This is a genomic window from Streptomyces sp. JNUCC 63 (assembly GCF_054366325.1).
Window position 1 is genome coordinate 6,270,480 of record NZ_CM135963.1, and the last position, 24,812, is coordinate 6,295,291.

27 protein-coding genes and 1 pseudogene are annotated in these 24,812 nt (G+C 72.4%); 12 read left to right on the forward strand and 16 right to left on the reverse strand.

Annotated elements, in window-relative coordinates; genetic code table 11:
• Positions 1 to 389: 389 nt before the first annotated feature.
• From ACX25U_RS28855 to ACX25U_RS28875, 5 genes are all read left to right on the forward strand, one after another.
• Entirely contained in the window at positions 390 to 1,094 is a 705-nt protein-coding gene (locus ACX25U_RS28855) for a hypothetical protein (protein WP_454384243.1), read from the forward strand.
• Complete coding sequence (locus ACX25U_RS28860; protein ID WP_454384245.1) at positions 1,081 to 1,866, forward strand: class F sortase; 786 nt, start codon at positions 1,081 to 1,083, stop codon at positions 1,864 to 1,866. Before ACX25U_RS28855 ends, ACX25U_RS28860 begins: the two co-directional genes overlap by 14 nt.
• Positions 1,867 to 2,070: 204 nt before the next feature.
• A complete protein-coding gene (locus ACX25U_RS28865; protein WP_454384247.1) occupies positions 2,071 to 3,411 on the forward strand; it encodes an ABC transporter ATP-binding protein in 1,341 nt (446 codons plus the stop codon).
• A 126-nt stretch (positions 3,412 to 3,537) separates the two neighbouring features.
• Complete coding sequence (locus ACX25U_RS28870; RefSeq protein ID WP_454384249.1) at positions 3,538 to 4,926, forward strand: aldehyde dehydrogenase family protein; 1,389 nt, start codon at positions 3,538 to 3,540, stop codon at positions 4,924 to 4,926.
• A 14-nt stretch (positions 4,927 to 4,940) separates the two neighbouring features.
• On the forward strand, positions 4,941 to 6,023 hold the full coding sequence (locus ACX25U_RS28875) for a Zn-dependent alcohol dehydrogenase (RefSeq protein WP_454384251.1): 1,083 nt from the start codon (positions 4,941 to 4,943) through the stop codon (positions 6,021 to 6,023).
• Positions 6,024 to 6,035: 12 nt separating this feature from the next.
• Here the strand turns inward: ACX25U_RS28875 and ACX25U_RS28880 are convergent, their stop codons facing one another.
• The 3 genes from ACX25U_RS28880 to ACX25U_RS28890 form a co-directional block, all read right to left on the reverse strand.
• Positions 6,036 to 6,962, reverse strand: coding sequence for a DMT family transporter (locus tag ACX25U_RS28880; RefSeq protein ID WP_454384253.1), 927 nt, complete (start codon positions 6,960 to 6,962; stop codon positions 6,036 to 6,038).
• Between the two features lie 62 nt (positions 6,963 to 7,024).
• A complete protein-coding gene (locus tag ACX25U_RS28885; RefSeq protein WP_454384255.1) occupies positions 7,025 to 7,735 on the reverse strand; it encodes an ArsR/SmtB family transcription factor in 711 nt (236 codons plus the stop codon).
• A gap of 47 nt (positions 7,736 to 7,782) precedes the next feature.
• Entirely contained in the window at positions 7,783 to 8,424 is a 642-nt protein-coding gene (locus ACX25U_RS28890; protein WP_454384257.1) for a TetR/AcrR family transcriptional regulator, read from the reverse strand.
• A 116-nt stretch (positions 8,425 to 8,540) separates the two neighbouring features.
• On the opposite strand from ACX25U_RS28890, the gene ACX25U_RS28895 reads away from it, so the two are divergent.
• The 3 genes from ACX25U_RS28895 (at position 8,541) to ACX25U_RS28905 (ending at position 10,798) form a co-directional block, all read left to right on the forward strand.
• A complete protein-coding gene (locus ACX25U_RS28895) occupies positions 8,541 to 9,692 on the forward strand; it encodes an acyl-CoA dehydrogenase family protein (RefSeq protein WP_454384259.1) in 1,152 nt (383 codons plus the stop codon).
• Between the two features lie 98 nt (positions 9,693 to 9,790).
• Complete coding sequence (locus tag ACX25U_RS28900; protein ID WP_454384261.1) at positions 9,791 to 10,078, forward strand: YiaA/YiaB family inner membrane protein; 288 nt, start codon at positions 9,791 to 9,793, stop codon at positions 10,076 to 10,078.
• Between the two features lie 96 nt (positions 10,079 to 10,174).
• Positions 10,175 to 10,798, forward strand: a complete 624-nt coding sequence (locus tag ACX25U_RS28905) for a TetR/AcrR family transcriptional regulator (protein ID WP_454384263.1) — start codon at positions 10,175 to 10,177, stop codon at positions 10,796 to 10,798.
• Positions 10,799 to 10,850: 52 nt separating this feature from the next.
• Here the strand turns inward: ACX25U_RS28905 and ACX25U_RS28910 are convergent, their stop codons facing one another.
• Positions 10,851 to 11,312, reverse strand: coding sequence for a MaoC family dehydratase (locus ACX25U_RS28910; RefSeq protein ID WP_454384265.1), 462 nt, complete (start codon positions 11,310 to 11,312; stop codon positions 10,851 to 10,853).
• A 111-nt stretch (positions 11,313 to 11,423) separates the two neighbouring features.
• Here ACX25U_RS28910 and soxR point away from each other — a divergent pair, with 111 nt between their 5' ends.
• Entirely contained in the window at positions 11,424 to 11,894 is a 471-nt protein-coding gene (gene soxR, locus ACX25U_RS28915; RefSeq protein ID WP_454384267.1) for a redox-sensitive transcriptional activator SoxR, read from the forward strand.
• A gap of 99 nt (positions 11,895 to 11,993) precedes the next feature.
• On the opposite strand, the gene ACX25U_RS28920 is transcribed toward soxR, so the two are convergent.
• Positions 11,994 to 12,596, reverse strand: coding sequence for a hypothetical protein (locus ACX25U_RS28920; protein WP_454384268.1), 603 nt, complete (start codon positions 12,594 to 12,596; stop codon positions 11,994 to 11,996).
• A gap of 15 nt (positions 12,597 to 12,611) precedes the next feature.
• Positions 12,612 to 12,755, reverse strand: a complete 144-nt coding sequence (locus ACX25U_RS28925; RefSeq protein WP_454384270.1) for a hypothetical protein — start codon at positions 12,753 to 12,755, stop codon at positions 12,612 to 12,614.
• A gap of 91 nt (positions 12,756 to 12,846) precedes the next feature.
• Here ACX25U_RS28925 and ACX25U_RS28930 point away from each other — a divergent pair, with 91 nt between their 5' ends.
• The 3 genes from ACX25U_RS28930 to ACX25U_RS28940 all read left to right on the forward strand — a co-directional run bounded on the left by ACX25U_RS28930 (position 12,847) and on the right by ACX25U_RS28940 (position 17,699).
• Positions 12,847 to 15,642, forward strand: a complete 2,796-nt coding sequence (locus tag ACX25U_RS28930) for a penicillin acylase family protein (protein ID WP_454384272.1) — start codon at positions 12,847 to 12,849, stop codon at positions 15,640 to 15,642.
• A 542-nt stretch (positions 15,643 to 16,184) separates the two neighbouring features.
• Positions 16,185 to 16,949 (forward strand): SDR family oxidoreductase, encoded by a 765-nt coding sequence (locus ACX25U_RS28935; protein ID WP_454384273.1) that lies wholly within the window; start codon positions 16,185 to 16,187, stop codon positions 16,947 to 16,949.
• Between the two features lie 156 nt (positions 16,950 to 17,105).
• Entirely contained in the window at positions 17,106 to 17,699 is a 594-nt protein-coding gene (locus ACX25U_RS28940; RefSeq protein WP_454384275.1) for a TetR/AcrR family transcriptional regulator, read from the forward strand.
• 159 nt (positions 17,700 to 17,858) lie between these two features.
• Here ACX25U_RS28940 and ACX25U_RS28945 read toward each other — a convergent pair whose 3' ends face one another.
• The 10 genes and pseudogenes from ACX25U_RS28945 to ACX25U_RS28990 all read right to left on the reverse strand — a co-directional run bounded on the left by ACX25U_RS28945 (position 17,859) and on the right by ACX25U_RS28990 (position 24,426).
• Positions 17,859 to 19,082: an acyl-CoA dehydrogenase family protein gene (locus ACX25U_RS28945; protein WP_454384277.1), complete on the reverse strand. Its 1,224-nt coding sequence runs from the start codon at positions 19,080 to 19,082 to the stop codon at positions 17,859 to 17,861.
• A 6-nt stretch (positions 19,083 to 19,088) separates the two neighbouring features.
• A complete protein-coding gene (locus ACX25U_RS28950) occupies positions 19,089 to 20,111 on the reverse strand; it encodes a phosphotransferase family protein (RefSeq protein WP_454384279.1) in 1,023 nt (340 codons plus the stop codon).
• Positions 20,112 to 20,267: 156 nt separating this feature from the next.
• A complete protein-coding gene (locus ACX25U_RS28955; protein ID WP_454384280.1) occupies positions 20,268 to 20,564 on the reverse strand; it encodes a hypothetical protein in 297 nt (98 codons plus the stop codon).
• A 188-nt stretch (positions 20,565 to 20,752) separates the two neighbouring features.
• Positions 20,753 to 21,394, reverse strand: a pseudogene (locus ACX25U_RS28960) (NADPH-dependent F420 reductase); the annotation flags it as partial.
• A 45-nt stretch (positions 21,395 to 21,439) separates the two neighbouring features.
• Positions 21,440 to 21,604, reverse strand: coding sequence for a hypothetical protein (locus ACX25U_RS28965; RefSeq protein ID WP_454384282.1), 165 nt, complete (start codon positions 21,602 to 21,604; stop codon positions 21,440 to 21,442).
• Entirely contained in the window at positions 21,601 to 22,131 is a 531-nt protein-coding gene (locus ACX25U_RS28970) for an MFS transporter (protein WP_454384284.1), read from the reverse strand. Before ACX25U_RS28970 ends, ACX25U_RS28965 begins: the two co-directional genes overlap by 4 nt.
• A 93-nt stretch (positions 22,132 to 22,224) precedes the next feature.
• Positions 22,225 to 22,557, reverse strand: coding sequence for a DUF202 domain-containing protein (locus ACX25U_RS28975; RefSeq protein ID WP_454384286.1), 333 nt, complete (start codon positions 22,555 to 22,557; stop codon positions 22,225 to 22,227).
• Positions 22,554 to 22,946 carry a YidH family protein gene (locus ACX25U_RS28980; protein ID WP_454384288.1) on the reverse strand — a complete coding sequence of 131 codons (393 nt, stop codon included), beginning with the start codon at positions 22,944 to 22,946 and terminating at the stop codon, positions 22,554 to 22,556. The genes ACX25U_RS28975 and ACX25U_RS28980 overlap by 4 nt, the downstream gene beginning before the upstream one ends.
• Positions 22,947 to 22,972: 26 nt before the next feature.
• A complete protein-coding gene (locus ACX25U_RS28985) occupies positions 22,973 to 23,488 on the reverse strand; it encodes an NUDIX hydrolase (protein WP_454384290.1) in 516 nt (171 codons plus the stop codon).
• A 44-nt stretch (positions 23,489 to 23,532) separates the two neighbouring features.
• Entirely contained in the window at positions 23,533 to 24,426 is an 894-nt protein-coding gene (locus tag ACX25U_RS28990) for a DMT family transporter (protein WP_454384292.1), read from the reverse strand.
• Positions 24,427 to 24,812: the final 386 nt, after the last annotated feature.

Genomic DNA, 24,812 nt, shown 5'->3' on the forward strand with positions numbered 1-24,812 from the left:
CCGGGCCGGACCCCCTCCGCGCATCCCGGCCGGTGTGTGCGGGTCGCCCCCGTGCTGCCGCAGCCCTCCGGGAGGACTCGTGTCCCGCACCACCTTGCGAATCCGCCCCTGTGCGGGGCCATCTGCGGGCTGTTGCTCACCAACGACGGCACCCGGCTCGACCCCCTCTCGGGCAACGCGGTCCTCAACGGCGTACCGGTCGAGGTGACCACCGCGGGGTGAGCACGCGCCGGGCCCCGCGCCGCCGGCGGGGGAAGGGTCCGGTTGGGCCGGGCGGGCGATGTCCGGCGGCGCGTCGGGCGAGGATCACGGTCTCGGTGGACGGATGTGAAAGAGAGTCAGTTAGAAAAGCGATTTGTATGAAAATCGGCTGACTCGGAGGAATGCGCATGCCCACCCTGACACTCCCAGGCACCTTCGGCTCCCGCATCGGCGCCACCGCCGCCCTGACGGCCCTGACCGCGGCGGCTGCCACGTTGCTGACGGCGCCCGTTGCCATGGCCCTGGGGGAAGGCGGGGACATCAAGGTCCACCGGGTGGGTGTGCCCGTCGGCGTCCCGAGGGACGACCCCGCGGTGTGCCGGTTCTACCTCGACGCCGTCAACTTCGACATGCTCAGGGCCATCGGCTACACCATCCAGGCACAGCCCCCGCTGCCCACCAGCGCCGCCGTCACCGGCGTCGTCGCCCTCGGCGACGGGGTCGGCCACACCGAACCGCTGGTGCTGGCCGACGGGCAGTACAAGCTCGTCTGGACCGTCGGCGCGACCCCCAGGGAGAAGATCTTCCGCGTCAACTGCCGTGACGGGCACGGCCGGCACGAGGGGGCCCGCGGTCCGGGCGGCCAGATCGACGACCAGGGCCGCGGCAACGCGGACCCGGGCCGGGGCAACGACCACCAGCACGGCGCGGCCGCCGCGGGCCGCGACAGCAGCGAGGGCCCGAAGGGCGCCGTCCACGCGGGTGCCGGCGGCCTGGCCTCGACGGCCGCCGCCTTCTCACCGCTGACCGGCACCGCAACCGTGGGTCTGGTCGTGGTCGGCGGGGCGGCGTACTTCCGGCTGGTCCGCCGGCGCCCCCATGGTGTCGCGTAGACGCGGACGCAGGCCCTGGTACCGGACCCGCGCCTACCGCCTCGCCAGGACGGCCGTGCTCGCGGCCGTCCTGGCGACGGCGGGGACCCGGTGCGGGGGAGCGCACGAGCGCACCGCGCCGGACCGGGCCGCCGGACCGGCCGCCGTGGCGCCGGCCTCCCCGGCCCCGTCCGGCGCGGACGGCAGCGGCACGGACGGTGACAACGCGGACGGCAGCAACGCGGACCGCGGGTCGCCGGGAGGCAGCGGTCCGGACGGCGGCCGGTCCGCCTCCCCGCGCCGCACCGCACCGCTCTCATCCCCGCCCGCGCCGCTGCCCGGATCCCGTGCGACCACCCTTCGCATCACCTCCCTCGGCATCGACGCACCCGTCATCGGGGTCGGCCTCGACGCAGACCGGCAACTGGAGACGCCACCGGACGACAAGCCCAAGCTCGTCGGCTGGTACGAGGGCGGACCCACGCCCGGGGAGTCCGGCACCGCCGTCGCGGTCGGGCACCGCGACACCAGGACGGGCGCCGCCGTCTTCGCCGCGCTCGGCCAGGTCGAGCCGGGCCGGCACATCGAGGTGCGGCGCGCGGACGGCCGTACCGCCGTCTACACCGTGGACAAGGTACGGATCTTCGACAAAGACCGCTTCCCCGACAAGGAGGTGTACGGCACCGCCCGCCGCCCCGAGCTCCGCGTGATCACCTGCGGCGGCCTCTACACCCACAGGGTCGGCTACTCCAGCAATGTCGTCGTCTTCGCCCACCTGACGTCGACGAAGTGACACCCGGCACGAGGCGGGCGCCCGCCCCGAACGTGAGCGTCCGCTTTCTCACCTGGCGGACCGACGGCGCCCGATCCTGCCCGGTCCCTTCCCCCGGGCGCACACATTCCGTTAACTTCCGTGACTCATACGCCCCGTACGACCCGCACGAGGCGTTCGACCCGCGGAGCCTCAGTGCTCTGGTGAGTCCCGGGGGCATGCCTCATGACACGCGCCATCTCTCTGCACGACGTGAGCAAGACCTACCTCAAGGGCGTCCGCGTGGTGGACCGCCTGTCGCTGGACATCGCGCCCGGCGAGTTCCTGGTGCTGCTCGGGCCCTCGGGCTGCGGCAAGTCCACGGTGCTCAGGATGATCGCCGGGCTGGAGGAGATCACCGAGGGGCAGTTGCTGCTCGACGGCGAGTACGGCAACGACCTGCCGCCCTCCGGCCGGGACATGGCGATGGTCTTCCAGAACTTCGCGCTCTACCCGAACATGACCGGCCGCGACAACATCGGCTTCCCGCTGCGCATCGAGTCGCCCGGCGCGGACCCCGGCCGTCGCGTCGACGCCACCGCCCGGATGCTGGGTATCGAGGACCTGCTCGACCGCTTCCCCAGCCAGCTCTCCGGCGGCGAACGCCAGCGTGTCGCCATGGGCCGTGCGATCGCCCGCCATCCCTCCGCCTTCCTGATGGACGAGCCGCTGTCCAACCTCGACGCCAAGCTCCGCAACCATCTGCGCGCCGAAATAGCCAAACTCACCCGGGAGTTGGGCGTCACCACGGTCTACGTCACCCATGACCAGGCGGAGGCCATGTCCCTGGGCGACCGGGTCGCCGTCCTGCGCGGCGGGGTCCTGCAGCAGGTCGACACCCCGCGCGCGGTGTACGCGCTGCCCCGCAACGTCTTCGTCGCCGCCTTCATCGGCACCCCGCGCATCAACCTGCTGCGCGGCCTGGTGCGCGCCCCGCTCGACGGCGCCATGACCATCAGCCTGGGCAAGCAGTTCCTGCGCCTGCCCGAACCCCTGTCCCTGGATCACCAGTTGCTGCGGGTGCAGCAGGGCCGCGAGGTGATCGTGGGCCTGCGCTCGGAGGCCGTACGCATCGCCAAGCCCGCTGCGGCCCGGCCCGGCGAGGTGGCGATCACCGGGCTGGTGGAGCACATGGAGTTCCAGGGCCACGAAGTCCTGGTCCACTTCAACACCGGCTCGCGCCCCGCCGTCGTACCGGATCTGGAGGCACCGCGTCCCGCCCGCCGGCCGGTCCGGCGGCGCCGGCGCGAGGGCACGGTCCTGACCCGGCTGCGGGAGCGGGCGGGCGCCCTGCGCGCGGGACCGGTGGTGGTGCTGGAGCACCCCGCCGACACCGGACCGCAACCCGTCGCCGCGCCCGAGCCGCGCCTGCCCGGCGACCTGGTCGTGCGCACCACTCCGGACATCCGGCTCCGGCACGGCATGCAGGTGCCGCTCCTCGTCGACATCGCCCACCTGTTTGTCTTCGACCAGCACGGGGAGCGCATCTGCCCGGCCCCGGACCGGCTGCCGGACCTGGAGGACTGAAGCCTTCCGGCCACGGGCGGGCCACCCGGGCGAGGGCGCGTCTGGCGACCGAAAACTATCGACGCTAATTTATGGGGCTGTCGGTAGGTTGTGACGCGCACGACGCACCCCGCCCGGAGGAGCACGATGAAGGCACACGACGGCATGTACATCGACGGCGCCTGGCGTCCCGCCGCGGGCCGGGACGCCATCGAGGTGGTGAACCCGGCCGACGAGCAGGTCATCGCCACCGTCCCCGCGGGCACCGCCGAGGACGTGGACGCGGCCGTGCGCGCCGCCCGCGCCGCCTTCCCCGGCTGGGCCGCGACGCCGCCCTCCGAGCGGGCCGCCCGCCTGGCCGCCCTGCGGGACGTGCTGGTGGGCCGCAAGGACGAGATCGCCGAGACCGTCACCGCCGAGCTCGGCTCGCCGCTCGCCTTCTCCCGGACGGTCCACGCGGGCGTGCCGATCGCGGTCGCCGGCTCCTACGCCGACCTCGCGGCGACATACGCCTTCGAGGAGAAGGTCGGCAACTCCACCGTGTACCACGAGCCGGTGGGCGTGGTCGGTGCGATCACCCCCTGGAACTACCCGCTGCACCAGATCGTCGCCAAGGTCGCCCCGGCGCTGGCCGCCGGCTGCACGATCGTCCTCAAGCCCGCCGAGGACACCCCGCTCACCGCCCGGCTCTTCGCCGAGGCGGTCCACGAGGCCGGCGTCCCGGCCGGCGTCTTCAACCTGGTCACCGGCCTCGGCCCGGTCGCCGGGCAGGCCCTGGCCGAGCACCCGGACGTCGACCTGGTCTCCTTCACCGGCTCCACGGCCGTGGGCAGGCGGATCGGCGCGACGGCGGGTGCCGCCGTCAAGAGGGTCGCCCTGGAACTGGGCGGCAAGTCCGCCAACGTCATCCTGCCGAGCGCCGACCTCGCCAGGGCCGTGGGCGTCGGCGTCGCCAACGTGATGTCCAACTCCGGCCAGACGTGCAGCGCCTGGACCCGGATGCTGGTGCACCGGGACCAGTACGACGAGGCGGTGGAACTCGCCGCGACGGCCGCCGCCAAGTACGGCGACCGCATCGGCCCGGTGGTGAACGCCAAGCAGCAGGCACGCGTGCGCGGCTACATCGGGAAGGGCGTGGCCGAGGGCGCCCGCCTGGTCGCCGGCGGCCCCGAATCCCCGTGCGACAAGGGCTACTTCGTCAGCCCCACCGTCTTCGCCGACGTCACCCCCGACATGACCGTCGCCCAGGAGGAGATCTTCGGCCCGGTCCTGTCCATCCTGCGCTACGACGACGAGGACGACGCCCTGCGCATCGCCAACGGCACGGTCTACGGCCTCGCCGGCGCGGTCTGGGCGGCCGACGAGGCGGAGGCGGTCGCCTTCGCCCGCCGCATGGACACCGGCCAGGTCGACATCAACGGCGGCCGCTTCAACCCGCTGGCGCCCTTCGGCGGCTACAAGCAGTCCGGCGTCGGCCGCGAACTCGGCGCACACGGCCTCACCGAGTACCTGCAGACCAAGTCCCTCCAGTTCTAAGGGAGTCACGCGTCATGGCCGTACGTGCCGCCGTCCTGCCCGCCATCGGCTCGCCGCTGGAGATCACGGAGATCGAGCTGCCGGAGCCCGGCCCCGGTCAGGTTCGTGTCCGGCTCGCCGCCGCCGGGGTCTGCCACTCGGACCTGTCGCTGACCAACGGCACCATGCGGGTGCCGGTGCCGGCCGTGCTCGGTCACGAGGGCGCGGGGACCGTCCTCGCCGTCGGCGAGGGAGTCGCCCATGTCGCGCCGGGCGACGCCGTCGTCCTCAACTGGGCGCCTTCCTGCGGGAGTTGCCACGCCTGTTCGCTCGGCGAGGTGTGGCTGTGCGCCAACGCGCTGAACGGCGCCGGGAACGTCCACGCCCGCACCACCGGCGGCACCGACCTGCACCCCGGCCTCAACGTCGCCGCCTTCGCCGAGGAGACGGTCGTCGCCGCCTCCTGTGTCCTGCCCCTTCCGGACGGGGTCCCGCTCACCGACGCCGCCCTCCTCGGCTGCGCCGTCCTCACCGGGTACGGCGCCGTCCACCACTCGGCGAAGGTACGGCAGGGGGAGACGGTCGCGGTGTTCGGCGTCGGCGGGGTGGGCCTCGCCACCCTCCAGGCCGCCCGGATCGCGGGCGCGTCGAGGATCGTCGCCGTGGACGTGACCCCTCAGAAGGAGGAACTGGCCCGCCGCGCGGGCGCCACGGACTACGTCCTCGCCTCCGAGAACACCCCCCGCGAGATCCGCGCCCTCACCGATGAGCAGGGCGTCGACGTCTCCGTCGAGTGCGTCGGCCGCGCGGCCACCATCCGCGCCGCCTGGGACTCCACCCGCCGCGGCGGCCGTACGACGGTCGTCGGCATCGGCGGCAAGGACCAGCAGGTCACCTTCAACGCCCTGGAGATCTTCCACTGGGGCCGCACCCTGACCGGCTGCGTCTACGGCAACTCCGACCCGGCCGGGGACCTGCCCGTGCTCGCCGACCACGTCCGCGCCGGCCGCCTGGACCTGACCGCCCTGGTGACCGAGCGGATCGCCCTGGACGGCATCCCGGCGGCCTTCGAGAACATGCTGGCCGGGAAGGGCGGCCGGGCGCTGGTGGTGTTCTGACGGCCGGCGGGCTCAGGGCACCCGCTCGGGCCGCGGCTCTGCCGTCGCGGTCCGCTCCGCCCCCGGCCGGCGACGCGACCGGGACACCGCCACTCCCGTCAGGCACAGGACCCCGCCCGTCAGTGTCAGCGGGCCGGGGACCTCGCCCAGGGCCAGCAACGACATCAGGACGACCAGGGCGGGGACGGCGTACGTCGTCGCGCCCATGCGGCTCGCGGTCGTACGGGCCAGGGCGTACGCCCAGGTCGTGAAGGCGAGGGCCGTCGGGAAGACGCCGAGGTACACCATGTTGAGCGTGGCCGGCAGTGGGGCGCGGGCGGCCTCGTGGAGCAGTTGCCCGCTGAAGGGCAGACAGACCACCGCGCCGACCAGGCAGCCGAAGGTCGTGACCTGCAGCGCGCTCGCCCGGCTCAGGGCGGGCTTCTGCGCCACCACCCCCGCGGCGTAGGCCAGGGCGGCCAGCAGGCACAGCGCCACTCCGAGCAGCGACGACCCGCCCCCGCCCGACATCGACAGCCCCACCGTCACCGCTCCCGCGAACGACACCGCCATGCCCGCCAGCAGCCGCGGCGGCATGGGGTCGCCCAGCAGGCGCGCACCGAGCAGTGCGATCAGCAGCGGCCCCACATTGACCACCAGCGCGGCGGTACCGGCGTCCACCTCCTGCTCGCCCCAGTTCAGGACGACCATGTACAGGCCGAACCACAGCACCCCGGATATCCCGATCCCGCGCCAGGCGGCCCGCGGCGGCCATCCCTCCCGCCGTACGAGACAGATCGCGCCCAGCGTCAGCGCCCCCGCCAGCAGTCGCCCGAGCGCCAGGGCGCCCGGCGAGTACGCGGCGCCCGCGCTGCGGATCGAGACGAAGGCGGAGGCCCACAACACCACGGTGACGGCGGCCGCACCGGCGGCCAGACGGGAGGGGGAGACGTTCATCATGCTCCAGAGGTTAGGCGGGACAGCGGTGGGGAAGCTCGCGGGTTTCGGACGCGGCACCCGGCTCAGCGCAGCGCCTCCGCCTCGATCCCCAGCAGATCCGACAAGGCCCGCTCGCCCGTCGCCGTGACCTTCACCGCCCGCTCCGAGCCGATGCGTACGCACCAGCCCGCGTCGAACGCGTGCCGGCACAGGGCCGCGCCGGCGATCCCCGCGAGGTGGGGCCGCCGTTCCGTCCAGTCGAGGCAGGCCCGGGCCAGCGGGCGCCGGCCCTTGCGGTCCAGGCCGATGCCCACCGTGTCGAACCAGGTCAGCCCCGCGTCCGTGAGCGCGAAACCGGTGTCCTGCCGCAGCAGTCCCCGCACGGTCAGCGCGTCCGTCACCGCGATGCCCAGCCGCCCCGCGAGATGGTCGTAGCAGGTACGGCCGCGGGCCATCGCCGACCCGGCACCGGCCTCCCGCAGGGTGCGCGGCCGTCGTACGGCCTCCGGGGCGATCCGGGCGGCCAGGTCCTCCACGAGCTGGGCGACCCGCGCGTCGGCCAGGCGTACGTACCGGTGCCGCCCCTGCCGTTCCTCCGCCAGCAGCCCGCCCGCGACGAGCTTGCCCAGGTGCTCGCTGAGCGTGGACGCGGCGACGCCCGCGTGCCGGGCCAGTTCCCCGGCCGTCCACGCCCGTCCGTCGAGCAGCGCCAGCAGACACGCGGCGCGGGTCTCGTCGGCGATCAGCCCGGCGAGCGCGGCCAGGCAGGCCGCCTGGGTGTCCTTGGTGGTCATGCGCCCAAGGATGCGGCACACACGGTTCGGCGGTCGCCGAAGTGTGGCTACACGGTCCGCGCCGCCTGCTCGTACTGCCGTACCAGCCCGTCCAGCAGAGCCGTCAGCCCCGTCTCGAACGCCCGCTCGTCGATCTTCTCCTGCTGCTCTGCCAGCAGATGGGCCTGCCCGAGGTGCGGATAGTCGGCGGGGTCGTAGGCGCAGGCGTCGTCGACGAAGCCCCCTGCGAAGGAGCCGAGCGCGGAGCCCATGACGAAGTACCGCATCAGCGCGCCGATGGAGGTGGCCTGCGCCGGGGGCCAGCCCGCGTCGACCATCGCGCCGTACACCGCGTCGGCCAGGCGCAGTGCGGCCGGCCGGCGGCCGGGGCCGCGGGCGAGGACCGGGACGATGTTCGGGTGGTCGCGCAGGGCGGCCCGGTAGGACACGGCCCAGTCGTGCAGCGCGGTCCGCCAGTCCCGGCCGTCCTCGAACATCGACAGGTCGACCTGGGAGCTCACGGAGTCGGCCACCGCCTCCAGGATCTCGTCCTTGGTGCGGAAGTGGTTGTAGAGCGAGGGCCCGCTCACCCCCAGCTCGGCGGCGAGCCGGCGCGTGGAGACGGCCGCCAGGCCCTCCGCGTCCACGAGTTCCCGCGCCGTCGCGACGATGCGGTCGGTGCTGAGGAGGGGCTTGCGCGGTCGGGCCATGGCGCACATGGTAGGGGTGCGACATTAAACTAGCAGTGCTAATTTCAAAGTGCGGCCTTCCACGCACGGCTCTCGACGCACGCCTCTCACCATCCGTCACACATGGGGTGATCCGCATGAACCTCGAACTCAGCGAGGAGCAGACCGCAGTCCGCCGGCTCGCCCGGGACTTCGTCGAGCGCGAGATCGCCCCGAACGTCGTCGCCTGGGACCGCGCGGAGGAGGTCGGCCGGGGCATCGTGAAGAAGCTCGGCGAGGTCGGCTTCCTCGGGCTCACGATCGACGAGGAGTACGGCGGCTCGGGCGGCGACCACCTCGCCTACTGCCTGGTCACCGAGGAGCTCGGCCGCGGTGACTCCTCCGTGCGCGGCATCGTGTCCGTCTCGCTCGGCCTGGTCGCCAAGACGATCGCCGCCTGGGGCGGCGAGGAGCACAAGCGGCGCTGGCTGCCCGGCCTGGCCTCCGGCGAGTACGTCGGCTGCTTCGGCCTGACCGAGCCCGGCACCGGCTCCGACGCGGGCAACCTCACCACCAGGGCCGTACGCGACGGCGACGACTACGTCATCAACGGCACCAAGATGTTCATCACCAACGGCACCTGGGCCGACGTCGTCCTGCTCTTCGCCCGTTCCACCGACGCCCCCGGCCACAAGGGCGTCTCCGCCTTCCTCGTCCCCACCGACACCCCCGGCCTGACCCGCCGCGCCATCCACGGCAAGCTGGGCCTGCGCGGCCAGGCCACCGCCGAACTGGTCCTCGAGGACGTGCGCGTCCCGGCCTCCGCGATGCTGGCCGAGGAGGGCAGGGGCTTCTCCGTCGCCATGTCCGCCCTCGCCAAGGGCCGGATGTCGGTGGCGGCCGGTTGCGTCGGCATAGCCCAGGCCGCGCTGGACGCGGCGGTCCGCTACGCCGGCGAGCGCGAGCAGTTCGGCAGGACCATCGCCCACCACCAGCTCGTCCAGGAGCTGATCAGCGACATCGCCGTCGACGTGGACGCCGCCCGCCTGCTGACCTGGCGCGTCGTCGACCTCATCGACCGCGGCCTGCCCTTCGCGGTGGAGTCCTCCAAGGCCAAGCTGTTCGCCTCGGAGGCCGCCGTGCGCGCCGCGAACAACGCCCTGCAGGTCTTCGGCGGTTACGGCTACATCGACGAGTACCCGGTGGGCAAGCTGCTGCGCGACGCCCGCGTGATGACCCTCTACGAGGGCACGAGCCAGATCCAGAAGCTGGTCATCGGGCGGGCGCTGACGGGGGTTTCCGCTTTCTGAGGGCCGTTTCCGAGGGCCGGCCCCCGTGAGTTTCTGAGTACGTGAACTGAGTATCCCGGCGGATGTGGCGGGGGCCACACCCGCCGATGCTTGTCGGCATGAGCGACACACCCGTCAAGCAGCAGAACACGGCCGCCTACTACGGCCAGGCCGTTGCCTCCTTCGCGGTCGCCATGGCGGCCACCGCCATCGGCATCTTCAGACTGAACGCCGACGCCTGGGTACGGGCCTTCCTGGCCATCGCCGTCCTGTACCTCGTCACATCCGCCTTCACCCTCGCCAAGGTCATCAGGGACCGCCAGGAGGCCGGGCAGATCGTCAGCCGGGTCGACCAGGCCCGGCTGGAGAAACTCCTCGCCGAACACGACCCCTTCCAGAAGCTGTGACCCGGTCGCGCCGCTCCACCGGCCCGGGCGCGCTAAGCGAGCGCTCACCTTCGGCGGTATGGTGGACCCCCTGACGCAGAGAGGGGCGAGCAAGCGATGAGTACGGCGGAGGAGACGGCCGGCGGCGACCCGCAGCCATGGGCCGAGGTCACCCCGGACGCGGCCCGGCGGCTGCTCGTGGCCGCCGTGGAGGCCTTCGCCGAGCGGGGCTACCACGCGACGACGACCCGTGACATCGCCGGCCGGGCCGGCATGAGCCCGGCCGCGCTCTACATCCACTACAAGACCAAGGAAGAGCTGCTCCACCGCATCAGCCGGATCGGCCACGAGAAGGCGCTGGAGATCCTGCGCACGGCCGGCCGGCGCGAGGGCAGCGCGACCGAGCGGCTCGCCGACGCCGTGAGCTCCTTCGTCCGCTGGCACGCCCGGGGGCGCACCACCGCGCGGGTCGTCCAGTACGAGCTGGACTCGCTCGGCCCGGACGCCCGCGCGGAGATCCTCGCGCTGCGCCGCCGGGTCGACGCCGAGGTCCGCGGGATCATCGAGGAGGGGACGGCCTCGGGCGAGTTCGACGTACTGGACGTGCAGGGCACCACGCTGGCCGTGCTGTCCCTGTGCATCGACGTCGCCCGCTGGTTCAACGTCAACGGCCCCCGCACCCCGGAGGAGGTCGGCGAGCTCTACGCCGGCCTGGTGCTGCGGATGGTCGGGGCCAAGTAGCCCGGATCTCCCGCGGGCAGTCCCGGATCTCCCGCGGGCAGTCCCGGGCCTCCTACAGGTAGTACCGGGACACCGACTCCGCCACGCACACCGGCTTGTCGCCGCCCTCGCGCTCCACGGTGAAGGCGACGGTCACCTGCACCCCGCCCGGCACGTCGTCCACGCCGGTGATCACGGCGGTGCTGCGCAGCCGCGAGCCGACCGGGACGGGGGCGGGGAAACGAACCTTGTTGGTGCCGTAGTTGACGCCCATCCTCACGCCCTCGACCTTGATCAGCTGCGGCCCGAAGAGCGGGAGCAGCGACAGGGTGAGGTAGCCGTGGGCGATGGTCGTACCGAAGGGGCCCGCGGCGGCCTTCTCCGGGTCCACGTGGATCCACTGGTGGTCGCCGGTCGCCTCCGCGAACAGGTCGATCCGCTTCTGGTCGATGTCCAGCCAGTCGGTGTACCCCAGCTGTTCGCCCACCGCCGCCTTCAGCTCCCCGGCGGACGTGAAGATCCTCGGCTCTGCCATGGGCCCGGCCTCTCCTCTCGCACATCATGTCTAAGCAACTGCTCAGCATGGTCGGGTGGGAGGCCCCTGTCAACGGACCGGACGTGTGGCGCGGTGGGTAGGCTCTCGCGAGTGCCCCAGATCCCCGAGAAGATCCACGAGCTGACCGTCGGTCAGGTGTCCGCACGCAGCGGCGCGGCCGTCTCCGCCCTGCACTTCTACGAGTCCAAGGGCCTGATCGGCAGCCGCCGCACAGCGGGCAACCAGCGCCGCTACTCCCGCGACACACTGCGCCGGGTCGCCTTCGTGCGGGCCGCGCAGCGCGTCGGCATCCCGCTCGCCACGATCCGCGAGGCGCTCGCCGAACTCCCCGAGGAACGCACCCCCACCCGAGAGGACTGGGCCCGCCTCTCCGAGGCCTGGCGCTCCGAGCTGGACGAGCGCATCAAGCAGCTCAACCGCCTCCGCGACCACCTCACCGACTGCATCGGCTGCGGCTGCCTCTCCCTGGACACCTGCGTACTGTCCAACCCGGACGACATCTTCGGCGAACGCCTGACGGGCTCGCGCCTGATGGTGGAGCGGAGGAAGGGGCAGGCGTAGCCGCGCACGGCGGTCGGCGGGGCACGCTCGGCCCACCCCGGCGCGCGCACGGGGGATTCAAAGAGGGGTGCGGCATCCCCGGCGCACCCCCCGTCGTACTCAGGCAGACACCAGCAGTTGCCCCCGCCTGGCGTACGCCAGGGCCTCTGGGGTGAGGACCGGGCGCGGGACCAGGATTCCGCACTCCACGCAGACCGGGCCGGACGACGGTTCGTGATCCAGGTCGTACGTCCAGACCAGCCGCTCCCCGCCGCACACCGGGCACGCCGCGTCCGGTTCGCGCTCCAGCGCGGCGATCAGCCGGCGCAGCACCTCGGCCAGCGGCTCCCGCGGGTGCACCCGCGGGTCGTCGCACCAGGCCACCCCGAAGCCGCCCCAGGTCAGCCGGTGCCAGTCGTCCACGCTGCCGGGCCTGCGCAGCCCGTCGTGCTTCTCCTTCTTACGGCGTCTGGCGAACTCGACCTCGTAGTCGAGCCACACCGAACGCGCCTCCTCCAGCTCCTCCAGTGCGGCCACGAGCCGCGCCGGATCGGGGGACCTGTCCTCGGGGCCGAACCCCGCCCTGGAGCACAGATGGTCCCAGGTCGCCCTGTGCCCGTACGGCGCGAACCGCTCCAGGCACTTGCGCAGTGAGTAGCGCCGCAGCGCCAGATCGCACCGCGGATCCCTCACCTGTCTCGCCAGACTCCGGAAACCGGCCATCGCCCTGCACCTCCGTCACACCTGCACCTGTACTTCGGTCACCGCGGCGTCGTCGTACGGAGTCGTCGTACCGACGTCGCCGAATAGACGTGTCGACATCCGATCCGGCTCCATCGGTTTTCCGATGCCCTCCATAACGCCGCCCTGGTTGACCTTCACGAGGTGTCTCCAAAAGTGACGCATGTTCATCTTCCAACTCGGGGATACCGGCGGTAACGTCCCGCCCCCCACTCCGTCGGGAGGAGCTGCCATGCCACGGCGCACCCCACACATCGCGCTCGACAGACTGAGAACTCCCCGCAGATTCCACGGGTTCCTGAAGGCCGCATCCGTATGCGTCCTCATTGCCGGTCTTTTGTCTCCGCTTTCCCAAGCGGCGGCAGTCGGGGCGACCACCGGGGCGACGGCCGCGAACGACTACTGCGGCGGCCAGTGCTCCGACATCCTGCCGCCCGGTGAGAACGGCAACGCCACCCTCGCCCAGATCCTCCTCAACCAGGCCTTCGGCACCCAGCCCAGCCACGCCGAGGACCAGCTCGGCCCGTACGCCGACCTGGCCAAGGGCTACCCGGCGCTCACCGACGCGAAGATCAACTCCTTCTTCAACGACGCCTCGTTCGGAGTCCCCGCCGGCCAGGTCGCCTCCACCGTGAAACCCGCGGGCCGCAGCGACGTGACCATCGTCCGCGACAGGAAGACCGGCGTGCCGCACATCACGGGCACCACCCGCTACGGCACCGAGTTCGGCGCCGGGTACGCCGCCGCCGAGGACCGGCTGTGGCTCATGGACGTCTTCCGGCACGTCGGCCGCGGACAGCTGACCTCCTTCGCCGGCGGCGCGCCCGCCAACCAGGGTCTGGAACAGGAGTTCTGGCGCAACGCGCCGTACACCGAGGCCGATCTCCAGGCGCAGATCGACAACGCCGTGGCCCGGAGCAGCGCCCGCGGGCAGCAGGCCCTCGCCGACGTGGGCGCGTACCTCGACGGCATCAACGCCTACATCGACGCCTCCGACTCCGGCCGCTACTTCCCCGGCGAGTACGTCCTGACCGGCCACAAGGACTCGATCACCAACGCCGGCACCATCGAGCACTTCAAGGTCACCGACCTGGTCGCGCTGGCCTCCGTGGTCGGCGCCCTGTTCGGCTCCGGCGGAGGCGGCGAGGTCGACAACGCGCTGTCCCTGCTGGCCGCCCAGTCCAAGTACGGCGTCGAGGAGGGCACCCGGCTCTGGGAGTCCTTCCGCGAGCGCAACGACCCCGAGGCCGTCCTCACCCTGCGCGACGGCAAGAGCTACCCCTACGCCCGGAAGCCCGACGACCCCCGGGGCACGGCCCTGCCCGACGCCGGCTCCGTGCTCCAGGAGCCGCTGGTCCACGACCGCACCGGCAGCGCGGCGACCGCCGCCGCGAAGAGTGCCTCCGCCTCGGCCGCGAAGACCGCCCTCTCCTCCGCCCGGCGCGGCATGTCCAACGCCCTCGTCGTCAGCGGCAGGCACACCGCGAGCGGCCACCCGGTCGCCGTCTTCGGCCCGCAGACCGGCTACTTCGCGCCCCAGCTGCTCATGCTCCAGGAGATCCAGGGCCCGGGCCTCAGCGCCCGCGGCGCCTCCTTCGCCGGCCTGAGCATGTACGTCGAACTCGGCCGCGGCCAGGACTACTCGTGGAGCGCCACGACCTCCGGCCAGGACATCATCGACACCTACGCCGTCGAACTGTGCCAGGACGACCACCACTACCTGTACCGCGGCACCTGCACCGCCATGGAGAAGGTCGAGCGGACCAACTCCTGGAAGCCCACCGTCGCCGACGGGACCGCGGCCGGCTCCTACACCATGCGCGTGTGGCGCACCAAGTACGGTCCCGTCGAGTACCGCGCCACCGTCGGCGGCAAGAAGGTCGCCTACACCACCCTGCGCTCCTCCTTCCTGCACGAGGCCGACTCGATCATCGGCTTCCAGATGCTCAACGACCCCGACTTCGTCAAGGGCCCGGAGGACTTCCAGAAGGCCGCGCAGCACATCAACTACACGTTCAACTGGTTCTACGCCGACTCGGAGCGCACCGCGTACTACAACAGCGGCGACAACCCGGTACGGGCGAGCGGCGTGGACGCCGAGTTCCCGGTGTGGGCCCGGCCGGTGTACGAGTGGCGCGGCTGGGACGCGGCGACCAACACCGCCGACTACACCCCGCCCTCCGCGCACCCGAACTCCGTCGACCAGGACTACTACATCTCCTGGAACAACAAGCAGGCCCTGGACTACCCCTCCGCCCCCTGGGGCGGCGGCTCCGTGCACCGCGGCAACCTGCTCGAGGACCGGGTGAGGGAGCTGGTCGCGGCCGGCGGGGTCACCCGCGCCTCGCTGGTGAAGGCGATGGCCGACGCGGCCCTGGCCGACCTCAGGGGAGAGGACGTGCTGCCCGAGCTGCTGAAGGTGATCAACAGCTCGCCGGTCACCGACCCGACGGCCGCGGCGGCCGTGGGCAAGCTGCAGACCTGGCTGGCCGCGGGCGCCCGGCGCACCGAGACCTCGGCCGGCGCCAGGAAGTACGCGAACGCCGACGCCGTCCGGATCCTGGACGCCTGGTGGCCGCTGCTGGTGAAGGCCGAGTTCGAGCCGGGCCTCGGCAGTGACCTCTACACCGCCTTCACCGCCAACCTGCCGATCGACGAGTCGCCGTCGGCCGGGCACGGCCCGACCGGCTCGCACGCCGGAAGCTCCTTCCAGTTCGGTTGGTGGAGCTATGTCGACAAGGACATCCGGGCGGTGCTCGGCGAGCCCGTCCAGGGCCCGCTCGCGCGGAAGTTCTGCGGCGACGGCGACCTCGGCGCCTGCCGGGACGTCCTGATCGGCACCCTGAAGCAGGCGGCCGGGACGCCCGCGGCCCAGGTCTACCCCGGCGACGACCAGTGCCCGGCGGGCGACCAGTGGTGCGCCGACTCGATCGTCCAGCGCCCCCTGGGCGGCATCAAGCACGGCAGGATCAGCTGGCAGAACCGGCCCACCTACCAGCAGGTCGTGGAGTACACCGGTCACCGGTAGACCGGACGGTGGCGGGCCGCGCCGGCGGACGCGGCCCGCCACGTGCCGAGGGCCGGGGCGAAGCGGGAGCCGGCCCCGCGTCACGGCCCAGCCGTAGAGGCACAGCAGCGTAGTAGTGTGCCGCGGCGTTCTGAGCCGTTCATCCGGAACTGGCCGCTTCGGCTGCCGAGCGGTGACGCCGGTCGGGTTGGTGACGATCCCGACCCGCTGCCCGCGCAGCGGCGCGTAGCCGTCGTCGGCCAGACGCTCGGAGCCCGTCCGCAGCGGGCGGCCGCTCCCCGGGTCCGCGTGTGCCGGGGCCGCCGCGGCTCCGGAGGCGGCTACCGCGGCGGTGGTGGCGAGCAGGCTCCGTCCGGACGGCTTCATACGGTGACCTCCGTGATCGCGGCGGGTGTCATGCTCACGCACGCCAGCATGGGCCCGCCCGGTACGGAATGAACCGGGCAGCCCCTCCTCGGGAACATCTCTTCCCCACTACATACCGACCGGTTAGTCTGGCGCGACGGAGCTGATTCGTGTCGCAGCCATGTCGAAGGAGACCGATGGTGGAAGCCGTGCGGGATGCGGGAGTGGTCGTCACCGGAGCCGGCGGGGGCATCGGCGCCGCGCTGGCCCGCCGGTTCGCCGCCGAGGGGGCGCGGGTCGTCGTCAACGACCTCGACGCCGGGAAGACGGAGGCCGTCGCCGGGGAGATCGGCGGCATCGCGGTGCCGGGCGACGCCTCCGCGATCGTGGCCGAGGCCCGCGACGCGCTCGGCGGCACGATCGACGTCTACTGCGCCAACGCGGGCCTGGCCTCCGCCGGTTCGGAGGCGGCCGGCGAGGAGGTCTGGGCGCGCGCCTGGGACGTCAACGTCATGGCTCACGTCCGCGCCGCCGAGGCACTGCTCCCCGCCTGGCTGGAGCGCGGCAGCGGCCGGTTCGTCTCCACCGTCTCCGCGGCCGGACTGCTCACCATGATCGGCGCCGCTCCGTACAGCGTCACCAAGCACGGCGCCTACGCCTTCGCCGAGTGGCTGTCGCTGACGTACCGTCACCGCGGGATCAAGGTGCACGCGATCTGCCCGCAGGGTGTGCGCACCGACATGCTGGCCGCCGCCGGCAGCGCGGGCGGCCTGGTGCTCCAGCCGACCGCGATCGAGCCGGAGGACGTGGCCGACGCCCTGTTCAAGGGCATGGAGGAAGACCGCTTCCTGATCCTGCCGCACCCCGAGGTCGCCGGTTTCTACCAGGCCCGGGCCGCCCACCCCGACCGCTGGCTGAGGAACATGAACCACATCCAGCGCACATGGGAGGAGACCCGTTGACCGCCCCCTGCTGCGCGGCCGGTCCCCGGGTCGCCCTCCTCGGCATCGAGATCCTGCCGGACTTGCCGAAAGCGGCGAGTGGGAAGATCCTCCGTCGGGAACTTCGTTCTCGTACGCACGACAGCGAGCAGGACCACGAAAGGCAGGTGGCGGCAGGTGCCCAGGACGACGGACTCAGGCGGCACCCCGGTACCGCAGCGGCTCCTGGCCGCCGCCACCCGGCTCTTCGCCGAGCAGGGCTATGACCGCACCTCCGTGCAGGAGATCGTCGAGGCGGCCGGCGTCACCAAGGGGGCGCTCTACCACTACTTCGGCTCCAAGGACGACCTCCTGCACGAGGTGTACGCGCGCATGCTGCGCGTCCAGCAGGAGCGGCTGGACGCCTTCGCGGACGCCGACGAGCCGGTCGAGAAGCGGCTGCGGGACGCGGCGGCGGACGTGGTGGTGACCACCATCGAGAACCTCGACGACGCGATGATCTTCTTCCGCTCGATGCACCACCTGAGCCCGGAGAAGAACAAGCAGGTGCGCGCCGAGCGCCGGCGCTACCACGAACGCTTCCGTGCGCTCATCGAGGAGGGCCAGCAGGCGGGCGTCTTCTCCACGGCGACCCCGGCCGACCTGGTGGTCGACTACCACTTCGGCTCCGTCCACCACCTGTCGACCTGGTACCGCCCCGACGGCCCGCTGAACCCCCAGGAGGTCGCCGACCACTTGGCCGACCTGCTGCTGCGAGCGCTGCGCCCGTGAACGAGTAAGCCCGTTCCGGGGTACCCCCTGCTCGAAGAGTCTGGGGGAGTCCGAGGACGAGGCCCGTTCAGGGCCGAAGCGGGGGTCCGGGACGCAGCCCCCGGAACGGGACGGGCGGGGGCGGCGGGGGTGAAAAACCTTCCCCGGCCGCCCCCGGCATCACAGATACTTCTTCAGCTCCCGCCGCGCCAGCGACCGCTGATGGACCTCGTCCGGACCGTCCGCGATCATCAGCGTGCGCGCCCCCGCGTACAGCTCCGCCAGCGGGAAGTCCTGGCTGACGCCCCCCGCGCCGTACAGCTGAATCGCCCGGTCGATGATGTCCACCACCGCCCGCGGCGTGGCGATCTTGATGGCCTGGATCTCGGTGTGCGCACCCCGGTTGCCCACGGTGTCCATCAGCCACGCCGTCTTCAGCACCAGCAGCCGCAGCTGCTCGACGGTCACCCGGGCGTCCGCGATCCAGTTCTGCACCACGCCCTGCTGCCCCAGCGCCTTGCCGAACGCCGTACGGGACACCGCCCGCCGGCACATCAGCTCGATCGCCCGCTCGGCCATGCCGATCAGCCGCATGCAGTGGTGGATGCGGCCCGGACCGAGACGCGCCTGCGCGATGGCGAACCCGCCGCCCTCCTCGCCGATGAGGTGGGACACCGGCACACGCGCGTGGTCGAACACCACCTCGGCGTGACCACCGTGGTAGTGGTCCTCGTACCCGAACACCCGCATCGCCCGCTCGACCGTGACGCCGGGCGTGTCGCGCGGCACGAGCACCATGGACTGCTGACGGCGGATGTCCGGCCCGTCCGGGTCCGTCTTCCCCATCACGATGAAGATCTTGCAGTCCGGGTTCATCGCGCCCGAGATGTACCACTTGCGGCCGGTGATGACGTACTCGTCTGTGCCGTCGGAGGCTCGCTCGATGCGCGTGGTGATGTTGGTGGCGTCCGAGGAGGCCACCTCCGGCTCGGTCATCGCGAACGCGGAGCGGATCTCGCCGGCGAGCAGCGGCTCGAGCCACTGCTTCTTCTGCCGCTCGTCGCCGAACTGCGCGAGCACCTCCATGTTGCCCGTGTCGGGGGCCGCGCAGTTGGTGGCGGTGGGCGCCAACTGCGGGGAGCGGCCGGTGATCTCGGCGAGCGGGGCGTACTGGAGGTTGGTCAGCCCGGCGCCGTGCTCGGCGTCCGGCAGGAAGAGGTTCCACAGGCCCTGCCGGCGCGCCTCGGCCTTCAGCTCCTCCACCACGGCCGGGGTGTCCCAGGGGGAGGCCAGCGCGGCCCGCTGCTCCTCCGCCACCGTCTCGGCCGGGTGGACGTACTCGTCCATGAAGGCCAGGAGCCTGGCGCGCAGCTCCTCGGTGCGCGCGTCGAACGCGAAGTCCATGTCCTGTCAGCCTTCCTGCAGAGTGGTCAGTCCCTGGTCGATGAAGACGGGGACGAGGTCGCCGATGCGGTCGAAGCCGTGCCCGACCGTCTGGCCGAGTGTGTACCGGTAGTGGATGCCCTCCAGGATCACGGCCAGCTTGAACCAGGCGAACGCCGTGTACCAGGAGACGGCCGAGACATCGCGTCCCGACCGCGCGGCGTACCGCTCGATCAGCTCGGCGGAAGAGGGATGTCCGGCCGCCGAGGCCGTCGTGGACACGGGCGAGTCGGGCAGGGCCGGCGGCGTGCTGTACATCACCAGCAGACCCAGGTCGGTGAGCGGGTCGCCGAGCGTGGACATCTCCCAGTCGAGGATCGCCTCGATCCTGTCGTCGGCCCCGATCAGGACGTTGTCGAGCCGGTAGTCGCCGTGCACCACGGCCGGCGCGGGGGAGTCGGGCAGCGCGCGCCCGAGCGCCGCGTGCAGTTCGTCGATGCCGGCGAGCTCGCGGTTGCGGGAGGCGTCCAGCTGCTTGCCCCAGCGCCGCAGCTGCCGGTCCAGGAAGCCCTCGGGCCGGCCGAAGTCGGCGAGGCCCACCTCGGCGGGGTCCACCGCGTGCAGCTCGACGAGGGTGTCCACCAGCGACAGCACGGCGTTCCGGGTGCGCTCCTCGCCCAGCGGGGCGAGCTGGTCGGCGGTGCGGTACGGGGTGCCCTCGACGAACTCCATGACGTAGAACGGCGCGCCCAGCACCTCCTCGTCCTCGCACAGCAGCACCGGGCGCGGCACCGGCACGTCGGTCGGGTGCAGGGCGCTGATCACCCGGTGCTCGCGCCTCATGTCGTGCGCGGTGGCCAGGACGTGGCCGAGCGGAGGGCGCCGTACGACCCACTTCGAGGTGCCGTCCGAGACCGCGTACGTCAGGTTCGACCGTCCGCCCTCGATCAGCCGGCCGGTCAGGGGGCCCTGTGCCAGGCCGGGCCGCTCTCGGTCGAGCAGGCCGCGCAGCCGGTCGAGATCGAGTCCGGGCGGGTGGTCGGGGCTCATCATCGCTCCTACGTGCGGGTGAAGGGGACCCGACCATGATGCCGACCGGTCGGTATGCCGTCCAGTGCGCGAACCGGACATGACCGTCGCCACGACAGTACGGCAGCTCCCCGCGCGGTGCGCCGGGGAGCTGCCGAGGACGGTCTCCGGGGTGTGTCAGTGGTCGTCCCAGTGGCCGTCGTGCGCGGCGTGCCGATGCCCGTCGTGCAGGTAGTCGACGTGGTCACCGTGCTGCACGCGCGCGTGCCCGCAGTTCTCGCCGTGCTGGTGCTCGTGGCTCTCGTGCGCGGTGTGGCCGCCGGGCTCGCACTCGTCCCAGTGGCCGGCGTGCTCGCGATGCAGGTGCCCGTCGTGCGCGTAGTCGACGTGATCGCCGTGCGGCACCTGCGTGTGCCCGCAGTCCGGGCCGTGGGTGTGGGTGTGGGACGCGTGTTCCTGGTGGAGGACGGTCATGGTGGGTCACCTCTGGGGGCATGGGTGGTTGACGACGGACAAGCGTTCCACGCAAACGGCGCATACAGGGATATTCGGCTTGTGTGGCGTGCGGGTACCCCGAAGGGGCGGTCCCATGAAGGTCCTCGCGCCCGACCGATGTGGCGGCCCCGCTCGTCCGGGGTCCGCCTCCGGGCGGGGTCGTGTGGTCAGTGGCCGGCCGTGGTGGGGCCGAGCAGTTTCCAGCCGGACTGCCAGGGCCATCCGTTGCGTGCGTTGAGGCTGATGTTGAGGAAGGCGAGGTGTTCGAGTGCGCGGGCCGCCGCGAGCGGTCCGGCGTCGACGGGGCGGTAGCCGATGGCGGCGAGGAGGTCCCGGACGGTGTTCTTGGCCTGCTCGTCGTCGCCGGCGTAGAACCCGTCCAGGGGGATGCCGTCGATCACCGGGTCGGCCTGGCGGGAGGCGAACACGGTGTTGAACGCCTTCACCACCCGCGCTGCGGGAAGCTGTTCGGCGGTCTGTTCCGCACCCGAGCGGTCGGTGACCGCGAGTGCGGAGCCGTCCGCGGTGAGGGGATTGGTCGCGTCGATGACGAGTTTGCCGGCCACCGCGTCCCGGATCTCGCGGGTGACGTCGGGGAGCGCGCCGTAGGGGACGGCGAGGACGGTGGCGTCCGCGTCGCGCACCGCCTCGGCCAAGTCTGCCGCTGCCGTGCCGCCGACCTCGTCGGCCAGGGTGCGCGCGTGCGCGGGATCGGTCGCGGCGACGGTGACGGTGTGGCCCGCCCGGGCAGCGCCGCGGGCCACGGCGCTGCCGACGTTGCCGGCTCCGATGATCGCGATGTTCACGGAAGGTGGCTCCTTGTTCTTCGGTGGTGTCGGTGTTCTTCGGTGGTGTCAGTGGGCGGTGGCGGGCCGGCCGGCGGCGCGGAAGCGGTCCTCCGGCTCCTCCAGGCTGTGGCCCTCGGTCTCGGGGACCTGGGTGGTGGAGAAGGCGATGGCGACGACTCCCGGCATCACGAACACCAGGAACGTCCAGGTCGGCCCGACAGCGGCGTTCACGACGGGAACAGCAGGGAGATGGCGAAGTCGACCGCCCACAGCACGAAGACGGCCACTCCCATGGCGAAGCCCCGGATCCTCAGCGGGAAGATCTCGGAGAGCAGCAGCCAGGTGACGGTGGAGATGCAGCACTGCTGGAAGCCGACGAAGACGATCATGCACAGCAGGATGATGTAGCTGCGGGCCGCGTCTGGTTCCTGCGGGTCCGCCGCGCTCCCTCGTCGGACGGGCCCGGCGCCTCCCGTGTCGCCGGCACGCGTCACCTCCTCCGGCCCGCCGTCGAACGGGTTCGCAGCCTCCGCCCGATGAACCCATGCAGCCACATCCGTGCCGGGCGCGCCCCGCGAGAGGTCCGACCGGATGACACGCCGGCCCGCCGGTGTCGCTACGTGCCACCGGCGGACGTCCGCTCCGTCTCGCCACGGATGCCGCTGGTACCGGCACGGCGAGGGGACAGCCGCCCGGCGAGGGCACGGGCCGCGGACGCGGCATCCATCACCCGACGCCACCACCACCGGCCCGCGCATCCCGCACACCGTGTCCGACCGTGGCCTTTCCGGACGTCCGGACAAGCGGACCAACGCGTTCCGGACACGGCTTGGACGCCGGGCAGCGCCTGGCTATACGACGAGCACCGCCGCGCAGACCGCCAGGGCGACCGTGCACAGGGCCGCCGCCGTGGCGTGCCGGGCGGCGAGGGGCGGGGGGTCCTCCGGCCGGGCGAGGGTGTGGATGCGGAGTTGGGCGAGCAGGAGGAAGGCCAGCCACAGGGCACAGCACAGGGCGCCGACGACGAGGCCGGGTGCGGACGCGCCGCCCTGCAGGGCCGTCCTCGCGGCGAGGACGGCGGCGACCGTGCCGGCCAGTGTCGTACGCCGCCAGGCCAGCCGGGTCCGCTCCGGCTGCAGACCGGGGTCCCGGCCGCGGCCCGGGGCCCGCGCGCCCGTGCTCATCCGGCCCATCCGGCGAACACGACGACGATCATGGCGACGGCGACGACCGCGACGACCAGGCTCAGTACGGCCGGGAAGCGCGAGGCGGGCAGGTCCTCCCCGCGGCGCATGGCCCGCTCGCAGCGCACCCAGTGGTTGATCGCGCGCAGGGAGCACAGCACACCCGCGGCCAGCAGCGCGAGCGAGAGCCCGACGCGCCAGCCCCAGCGCAGGTGGGGCAGGAACTGGTCCACCGCGAAGCCGCCGCCGATCAGGGCGAGGGCGGTGCGCAGCCAGGCGAGAAAGGTGCGCTCGTTCGCCAGCGAGAAGCGGTAGTCGGGGGTACGGCCCTCCTCCCGGACCTCCTCGGGGGCGAACCACAGGCGGACGTTCCGTACGAAGTCGATCACGCGAGGGACCTTACCCACGGGCCTGCTCACCCCATGGACCGGTACGCCTTCAGCCGCTCGTAGGCGGCCAGCCCGTCCGGCACCCACTCCCACTCCCGCAGGCGGCGCTCCACCTCGTCCTCGGGCAGGAAGTCGTGCCAGGCGACCTCCTCGGCCTGCGGGCGCACGGGCAGGTCGCAGCGGACCTGGTAGACGGCCGACCACCAGGTGCGGCCGGCGCCGTCGTCGTACAGGAACTTGAACAGGTACTCGGGGCGGGGCAGCCCCGTCACCCCCAGCTCCTCCTCGGCCTCGCGCAGAGCCGCGTCGTCGTAGGCCTCGCCGGCCCCGACGACCCCGCCGACGAACATGTCGTACAGCGACGGGAAGACCAGCTTGGTGGGCGTGCGCCGGTGCACGAAGAGCCGACCCTCGGCATCCCGCGCCTGCACGAAGACGCAGCGGTGACGCAGCCCCTCGGCATACGCCTCCCCGCGCGGTGACTGTCCGACGACCCGGTCGTACTCGTCGACGATGTCGAGGATCTCTTCTGCGGCGCTCATGGCCACCCATCCAAGCAGGCGCCGCGACGCGCGCGGGCAGTGTGTCAGCGGGGCTGGAGGTCCCGTTGGGGTTCCGGGGCCGCCCTGCCGCGTGGCATCGCCGGGTGCAGGCCCAGGAGGACGATGCCCGTCACGATGGCCGCGAGGCCGGACGCCTCCCAGGCCAGGGCGCCGGTGTCGGTGCGCAGGCGGTCGCCGAGGAAGCCCACCCCGCAGGCGATCCCGGCCAGCGGCTCGGCCGCGGTCAGCGCGGGCAGCGACATGCGCAGCGGCGCCGTCTCGAAGGCGCTCTGCACCAGGATCAGCCCGGTGGCGCCGATCACCAGCAGCCCGTACGGCTGCCAGCCGGTGAACAGCTCCGTCCAGCCGCCCGCCGAGAACCGCTGCCCGCTCACCCGGGTCAGCGCGTCCTGCACGCCGTACAGCAGCCCCGCGGCCACCGCCAGCAGCACCGGCCCCCAGCTCAGCCGCGAGCGCTTGGCACAGGTGGTCAGCGCCAGGGCCACGCCCACCATCACCCCGATGACCAGCCAGTGCCGCAGCGGGTCGGTCACCACGCTGCCGCCGCGCGGCCGGCCCGCCACGATGAACGCGGTCACCCCGCCCGCCAGCAGGGCGAGGCCCGTCCAGCCCTGGCCGCCCAGCGGCTGCTTGGTCTGTCTGCGGGACAGGGCGAAGGCGAACAGCAGGTTCGTCGCCAGCAGCGGCTCCACGAGCGAGATCTCGCCCCGGCCCAGCGCGAAGGCGCCCAGGACCATGCCGGCGACCATCAGCCCCAGCCCACCGAGCCAGCGGGGCACCTTCATCAGGTCCAGCAGCAGCCGGGGGGAGAGGAAGTCGCCGAGCGGTGCCTGCTGGGCCGCGTTCTGCTGCAGTACGAACCCGAAGCCCAGGCAGCAGGCGGCACTCACGGCGAGACTCAGAACCAGAACCGACACGCTGTGTACCTCGATCATCCGGCCGGGCCACGGGCTGCGTAATGGCCGACTTTAGCGTCCCGGAGCGCTGTCTGCCGGTGGGAGTACCCGGATCCGGGCGGCCGACCCGGTCACGACACGACGCCACACGAGTGACCCGTGGCCCGCTTGTCGACGCCGGGGAGTCGATCGACTGGGGATGCCACAAGTCACGTACTGGCAACGGCAGTTGACGCGTGTAATACCCGGATTGCTCTTGACGTGACGCCTTGGCTGGGGGTTTGCTGTCCGTGATCACCCGATGGCAAGCCGATGACCGACGAGCAGGCCGCGGCCAGTGCGCCGAACGGGGCGGCGTCGCCCCCCGAGGCGGACGGGGCCACAGACAAAGAGCGCGTGAGGAAGTT

Excerpts from the sequence above, each read along its gene's own strand:
- ACX25U_RS28855 (WP_454384243.1), top strand. The coding sequence starts at position 390 with ATGCCCACCCTGACACTCCCAGGCACCTTCGGCTCCCGCATCGGCGCC.
- ACX25U_RS28860 (WP_454384245.1), top strand. The coding sequence starts at position 1,081 with ATGGTGTCGCGTAGACGCGGACGCAGGCCCTGGTACCGGACCCGCGCC.
- ACX25U_RS28865 (WP_454384247.1), top strand. The coding sequence starts at position 2,071 with ATGACACGCGCCATCTCTCTGCACGACGTGAGCAAGACCTACCTCAAG.
- ACX25U_RS28870 (WP_454384249.1), top strand. The coding sequence starts at position 3,538 with ATGAAGGCACACGACGGCATGTACATCGACGGCGCCTGGCGTCCCGCC.
- ACX25U_RS28875 (WP_454384251.1), top strand. The coding sequence starts at position 4,941 with ATGGCCGTACGTGCCGCCGTCCTGCCCGCCATCGGCTCGCCGCTGGAG.
- ACX25U_RS28880 (WP_454384253.1), bottom strand. The coding sequence starts at position 6,962 with ATGATGAACGTCTCCCCCTCCCGTCTGGCCGCCGGTGCGGCCGCCGTC.
- ACX25U_RS28885 (WP_454384255.1), bottom strand. The coding sequence starts at position 7,735 with ATGACCACCAAGGACACCCAGGCGGCCTGCCTGGCCGCGCTCGCCGGG.
- ACX25U_RS28890 (WP_454384257.1), bottom strand. The coding sequence starts at position 8,424 with ATGGCCCGACCGCGCAAGCCCCTCCTCAGCACCGACCGCATCGTCGCG.
- ACX25U_RS28895 (WP_454384259.1), top strand. The coding sequence starts at position 8,541 with ATGAACCTCGAACTCAGCGAGGAGCAGACCGCAGTCCGCCGGCTCGCC.
- ACX25U_RS28900 (WP_454384261.1), top strand. The coding sequence starts at position 9,791 with ATGAGCGACACACCCGTCAAGCAGCAGAACACGGCCGCCTACTACGGC.
- ACX25U_RS28905 (WP_454384263.1), top strand. The coding sequence starts at position 10,175 with ATGAGTACGGCGGAGGAGACGGCCGGCGGCGACCCGCAGCCATGGGCC.
- ACX25U_RS28910 (WP_454384265.1), bottom strand. The coding sequence starts at position 11,312 with ATGGCAGAGCCGAGGATCTTCACGTCCGCCGGGGAGCTGAAGGCGGCG.
- ACX25U_RS28920 (WP_454384268.1), bottom strand. The coding sequence starts at position 12,596 with ATGGCCGGTTTCCGGAGTCTGGCGAGACAGGTGAGGGATCCGCGGTGC.
- ACX25U_RS28930 (WP_454384272.1), top strand. The coding sequence starts at position 12,847 with ATGCCACGGCGCACCCCACACATCGCGCTCGACAGACTGAGAACTCCC.
- ACX25U_RS28935 (WP_454384273.1), top strand. The coding sequence starts at position 16,185 with ATGGTGGAAGCCGTGCGGGATGCGGGAGTGGTCGTCACCGGAGCCGGC.
- ACX25U_RS28945 (WP_454384277.1), bottom strand. The coding sequence starts at position 19,082 with ATGGACTTCGCGTTCGACGCGCGCACCGAGGAGCTGCGCGCCAGGCTC.
- ACX25U_RS28950 (WP_454384279.1), bottom strand. The coding sequence starts at position 20,111 with ATGAGCCCCGACCACCCGCCCGGACTCGATCTCGACCGGCTGCGCGGC.
- ACX25U_RS28955 (WP_454384280.1), bottom strand. The coding sequence starts at position 20,564 with ATGACCGTCCTCCACCAGGAACACGCGTCCCACACCCACACCCACGGC.
- ACX25U_RS28970 (WP_454384284.1), bottom strand. The coding sequence starts at position 22,131 with ATGCGCGGGCCGGTGGTGGTGGCGTCGGGTGATGGATGCCGCGTCCGC.
- ACX25U_RS28975 (WP_454384286.1), bottom strand. The coding sequence starts at position 22,557 with ATGAGCACGGGCGCGCGGGCCCCGGGCCGCGGCCGGGACCCCGGTCTG.
- ACX25U_RS28985 (WP_454384290.1), bottom strand. The coding sequence starts at position 23,488 with ATGAGCGCCGCAGAAGAGATCCTCGACATCGTCGACGAGTACGACCGG.